The organism is Microbacterium sp. S1037, from assembly GCF_048381605.1.
Lineage (GTDB): Bacteria > Actinomycetota > Actinomycetes > Actinomycetales > Microbacteriaceae > Microbacterium > Microbacterium testaceum_B.
The window spans coordinates 1-5,853 of sequence record NZ_JBLWIG010000005.1 but is presented as its reverse complement, the minus strand read 5'-3'; the positions used below and the strand labels follow the sequence as shown (position 1 = coordinate 5,853).

General features: G+C 54.9%; 3 rRNA genes. All 3 read right to left on the bottom strand.

What is annotated here, in order from left to right:
- Positions 1–53 precede the first annotated feature (53 nt).
- The 3 genes from rrf to ACMW4R_RS18785 all read right to left on the bottom strand — a co-directional run bounded on the left by rrf (position 54) and on the right by ACMW4R_RS18785 (position 5,329).
- Positions 54–170 (bottom strand): 5S ribosomal RNA (gene rrf, locus ACMW4R_RS18795).
- Positions 171–272: 102 nt separating this feature from the next.
- Positions 273–3,382, bottom strand: a 23S ribosomal RNA gene (locus ACMW4R_RS18790).
- Positions 3,383–3,807: 425 nt separating this feature from the next.
- Positions 3,808–5,329, bottom strand: a 16S ribosomal RNA gene (locus tag ACMW4R_RS18785).
- The 16S, 23S and 5S rRNA genes sit together here, the layout of an rRNA operon.
- Positions 5,330–5,853 lie beyond the last annotated feature (524 nt).

Here is a 5,853-nt window from a genome sequence, read left to right as displayed (position 1 = left end):
CCCGTAAATGCGAAATGGCCACCCAGCTTTGGGTGGCCATTTCGTTAGAAGAAGTCCGGCGGTGTCCTACTCTCCCACAGGGTCCCCCCTGCAGTACCATCGGCGCTGAGAGGCTTAGCTTCCGGGTTCGGAATGTGACCGGGCGTTTCCCTCTCGCTATGGCCGCCGAAACACTATTGATGTTTCAAAAACCAACAACGATTACTTTCATTGTTGCGTTCCCGACCGTACATCGAGAACCACTCAGTGGACGCAAGCACCAAAAACGGTGTGTTATCAAGTCATCGGCTTATTAGTACCGGTCAGCTTCACGTATTACTACGCTTCCACATCCGGCCTATCAACCCAGTAGTCTGGCTGGGAGCCTCTCACCCGAAGGTATGGAAGTCTCATCTTGAGGCCGGCTTCCCGCTTAGATGCTTTCAGCGGTTATCCATCCCGAACGTAGCTAATCAGCGGTGCTCCTGGCGGAACAACTGACACACCAGAGGTTCGTCCAACCCGGTCCTCTCGTACTAGGGTCAGATCCTCTCAAACTTCCTACGCGCGCAGCGGATAGGGACCGAACTGTCTCACGACGTTCTAAACCCAGCTCGCGTACCGCTTTAATGGGCGAACAGCCCAACCCTTGGGACCTACTCCAGCCCCAGGATGCGACGAGCCGACATCGAGGTGCCAAACCATGCCGTCGATATGGACTCTTGGGCAAGATCAGCCTGTTATCCCCGAGGTACCTTTTATCCGTTGAGCGACAGCGCTTCCACAAGCCACTGCCGGATCACTAGTCCCGACTTTCGTCCCTGCTCGACCTGTCAGTCTCACAGTCAAGCTCCCTTGTGCACTTACACTCGCCACCTGATTGCCAACCAGGTTGAGGGAACCTTTGGGCGCCTCCGTTACATTTTGGGAGGCAACCGCCCCAGTTAAACTACCCACCAGGCACTGTCCCTGAACCGGATCACGGTCCTAAGTTAGATATCCAGAGTGACCAGAGTGGTATTTCAACAATGACTCCACACTCACTGGCGTGAATGCTTCAACGTCTCCCACCTATCCTACACAAGCCACACCGAACACCAATACCAAGCTGTAGTAAAGGTCACGGGGTCTTTCCGTCCTGCTGCGCGTAACGAGCATCTTTACTCGTAATGCAATTTCGCCGAGTTCGCGGTTGAGACAGTTGGGAAGTCGTTACGCCATTCGTGCAGGTCGGAACTTACCCGACAAGGAATTTCGCTACCTTAGGATGGTTATAGTTACCACCGCCGTTTACTGGGGCTTAAATTCTCAGCTTCGCCTTGCGGCTAACCGGTCCTCTTAACCTTCCAGCACCGGGCAGGCGTCAGTCCGTATACATCGTCTTGCGACTTGGCACGGACCTGTGTTTTTAGTAAACAGTCGCTACCCACTAGTCTCTGCGGCCACCACACCCTTTCGGAGCAAGTCCTAATAAGTGGATGGCCCCCCTTCTCCCGAAGTTACGGGGGCATTTTGCCGAGTTCCTTAACCACGATTCTCTCGATCTCCTTGGTATTCTCTACCTGACCACCTGAGTCGGTTTGGGGTACGGGCAGCTAGAACCTCGCGTCGATGCTTTTCTCGGCAGCATAGGATCACCCACTTTTTATCCGCATCGTGTCTCAGCCTCAATGAGTGACGGATTTGCCTATCACTCGGCCTACGCACTTGCACCAGGACAACCATCGCCTGGCTTGGGCTACCTTCCTGCGTCACACCTGTTAATACGCTAGCCGCACCAGCATGGGGTCGAGCGTTCACACAGACGATCATCACCCCGAAGGGATCCGAAACATTCTGAGCTAGGACTCTTAGCACCACTGGATTAGCTTGGGCGGTTCTTCGCCGGTACGGGAATATCAACCCGTTGTCCATCGACTACGCCTGTCGGCCTCGCCTTAGGTCCCGACTTACCCAGGGAAGATTAGCTTGACCCTGGAACCCTTGGTCTTTCGGAGGACGTGTTTCTCACACGTCTTTCGCTACTCATGCCTGCATTCTCACTCGTGTAGCGTCCACGGCTGGGTCACCCCGCCGCTTCACTCGCCACACGACGCTCTCCTACCCATCAACACGGCTGGACCACGAAGGCCTACCAAAAATGTCAATGCCACAACTTCGGTGGCGTGCTTGAGCCCCGTTACATTGTCGGCGCGGAATCACTTGACCAGTGAGCTATTACGCACTCTTTCAAGGGTGGCTGCTTCTAAGCCAACCTCCTGGTTGTCAAAGCAACTCCACATCCTTTCCCACTTAGCACGCGCTTAGGGACCTTAGTTGGTGGTCTGGGTTGTTTCCCTCTCGACTATGAAGCTTATCCCCCACAGTCTCACTGCTGCGCTCTCACTTACCGGCATTCGGAGTTTGGCTGACGTCAGTAACCTTGTAGGGCCCATCGGCCATCCAGTAGCTCTACCTCCGGCAAGAAACACGCAACGCTGCACCTAAATGCATTTCGGAGAGAACCAGCTATCACGAAGTTTGATTGGCCTTTCACCCCTATCCACAGCTCATCCCCTCAGTTTTCAACCTAAGTGGGTTCGGTCCTCCACGACGTCTTACCGTCGCTTCAACCTGGCCATGGATAGATCACTTCGCTTCGGGTCTAGGACACGCGACTGAATCGCCCTATTCAGACTCGCTTTCGCTACGGCTACCCCACACGGGTTAACCTCGCCACGTATCGCTAACTCGCAGGCTCATTCTTCAAAAGGCACGCTGTCACCCCTACTAAGGAGGCTCCAACGGTTTGTAAGCAAACGGTTTCAGGTACTATTTCACTCCCCTCCCGGGGTACTTTTCACCTTTCCCTCACGGTACTTGTCCGCTATCGGTCATCTGGGAGTATTTAGGCTTATCAGGTGGTCCTGACAGATTCACACGGGATTTCTCGGGCCCCGTGCTACTTGGGATACTCTTCACGCCAAGAACAGGCATTTCGACTACGGGGTTCGCACCCTCTATGACCGGCCATTCAAAACCGTTCGTCTATACCCTCTTGTCACGTCGACTGCTCGGCAGAACAATCAGAAAAGTCCCACAACCCCCAACATGCAACGCCTGCCGGCTATCACACACGCTAGGTTTAGCCTCTTCCGGTTTCGCTCGCCACTACTCACGGAATCGCTGTTGCTTTCTCTTCCTGTGGGTACTGAGATGTTTCACTTCCCCACGTTCCCTCTACCCGCCCTATATATTCAGGCGGGAGTCACCAGGTACGCACGCGCCCTGGCGGGGTTTCCCCATTCGGACACCCTCGGATCAAAACTCGCTTATCAGTTCCCCGAGGCTTATCGCAGATTGCTACGTCCTTCTTCGGCTCCAGATGCCAAGGCATCCACCGTTTGCTCTTAAAGACTTGAAATCACATGAGTTGAATCGTCAAAAAATTGACTAATGATCTTTAAGATCATCTACACCACACAACCCCGAAGAGTTGCATGGAAGATGCTCGCGTCCACTGTGTAGTTCTCAAAGTACGGGCGGTACCCACCCCAGCCACCGGAACACCGGCACCGAGACAGGCCCACAAGGAAACAGCCACCAACCACTACCAGCCAAACGACTAGCGCGCGATCAGCGCCCGGCCCCTCAGGACCCAACAGCGTGCATGTGCCCACCCCTCCAACCCGAACCGTTCCCACAGCAAGCTGCGTACTAAATCCGAAATCTTCGACGTGAGCACCTCATCAAATGTTCCACCCATGAGCTAACCGGCAGACACATTCGGTCTGATCCGGCGCCTGGACACCAACAACCCGAAGGCCATCCGTGCCAGATGCTCCTTAGAAAGGAGGTGATCCAGCCGCACCTTCCGGTACGGCTACCTTGTTACGACTTAGTCCTAATTACCGATCCCACCTTCGACGGCTCCCTCCACAAGGGTTGGGCCACCGGCTTCAGGTGTTACCGACTTTCATGACTTGACGGGCGGTGTGTACAAGACCCGGGAACGTATTCACCGCAGCGTTGCTGATCTGCGATTACTAGCGACTCCGACTTCATGAGGTCGAGTTGCAGACCTCAATCCGAACTGGGACCGGCTTTTTGGGATTCGCTCCACCTTACGGTATTGCAGCCCTTTGTACCGGCCATTGTAGCATGCGTGAAGCCCAAGACATAAGGGGCATGATGATTTGACGTCATCCCCACCTTCCTCCGAGTTGACCCCGGCAGTATCCCATGAGTTCCCACCATTACGTGCTGGCAACATAGAACGAGGGTTGCGCTCGTTGCGGGACTTAACCCAACATCTCACGACACGAGCTGACGACAACCATGCACCACCTGTTTACGAGTGTCCAAAGAGTTGACCATTTCTGGCCCGTTCTCGTATATGTCAAGCCTTGGTAAGGTTCTTCGCGTTGCATCGAATTAATCCGCATGCTCCGCCGCTTGTGCGGGTCCCCGTCAATTCCTTTGAGTTTTAGCCTTGCGGCCGTACTCCCCAGGCGGGGAACTTAATGCGTTAGCTGCGTCACGGAAACCGTGGAATGGTCCCCACAACTAGTTCCCAACGTTTACGGGGTGGACTACCAGGGTATCTAAGCCTGTTTGCTCCCCACCCTTTCGCTCCTCAGCGTCAGTTACGGCCCAGAGATCTGCCTTCGCCATCGGTGTTCCTCCTGATATCTGCGCATTCCACCGCTACACCAGGAATTCCAATCTCCCCTACCGCACTCTAGTCTGCCCGTACCCACTGCAGGCCCGAGGTTGAGCCTCGGGATTTCACAGCAGACGCGACAAACCGCCTACGAGCTCTTTACGCCCAATAATTCCGGATAACGCTTGCGCCCTACGTATTACCGCGGCTGCTGGCACGTAGTTAGCCGGCGCTTTTTCTGCAGGTACCGTCACTTTCGCTTCTTCCCTGCTAAAAGAGGTTTACAACCCGAAGGCCGTCATCCCTCACGCGGCGTTGCTGCATCAGGCTTCCGCCCATTGTGCAATATTCCCCACTGCTGCCTCCCGTAGGAGTCTGGGCCGTGTCTCAGTCCCAGTGTGGCCGGTCACCCTCTCAGGCCGGCTACCCGTCGACGCCTTGGTGAGCCATTACCTCACCAACAAGCTGATAGGCCGCGAGCCCATCCCAGACCGAAAAATCTTTCCAACCCCCACCATGCGGAAGGAGCTCATATCCAGTATTAGACGCCGTTTCCAGCGCTTATCCCAGAGTCCAGGGCAGGTTGCTCACGTGTTACTCACCCGTTCGCCACTGATCCACCAAGCAAGCTTGGCTTCACCGTTCGACTTGCATGTGTTAAGCACGCCGCCAGCGTTCATCCTGAGCCAGGATCAAACTCTCCGTAAAAGAAAAATGCCCACCCAACCGGAATAAGGTCGGGACAAGCGAGTTCAATCTGACCAAACAGGAAGTCAAAACTGACTATCCAGATGCCAACCCCAAAGGGTTGGACTTTGATCCAAAGGAATTTCTCGCAATCCGAAAAACGGACCGACGAGGAATAAATTGGCATTTGACAAGTGCACGCTGTTGAGTTCTCAAGGAACGGACGCACCCACAGAAACGATCTCTCGACCTACCCGTGAGGCAGTTCACTTCTAGATTTTGTCACTCGAACCTTGTGGATCTCACAGTGGGACCTATCTAAGAGATCAACGTCGTGATAACCGGTCGAGGACCAGAACCAAAACTCTACACCATGTGGTGCGGGGTTTTGGGTTGTTCTCCGCTTGAGAGGACGCGGGGCCTTTCGGCCGCTCCGCTCTCCCCTGTGGGGCGAACAAGTAATAAGTTACGCGGATCCCGCGCACTCGTCCAATCCACACCACCGCCCGGGCGTGTCGCACCCCCGAAACCGCGGAAATCCGCGG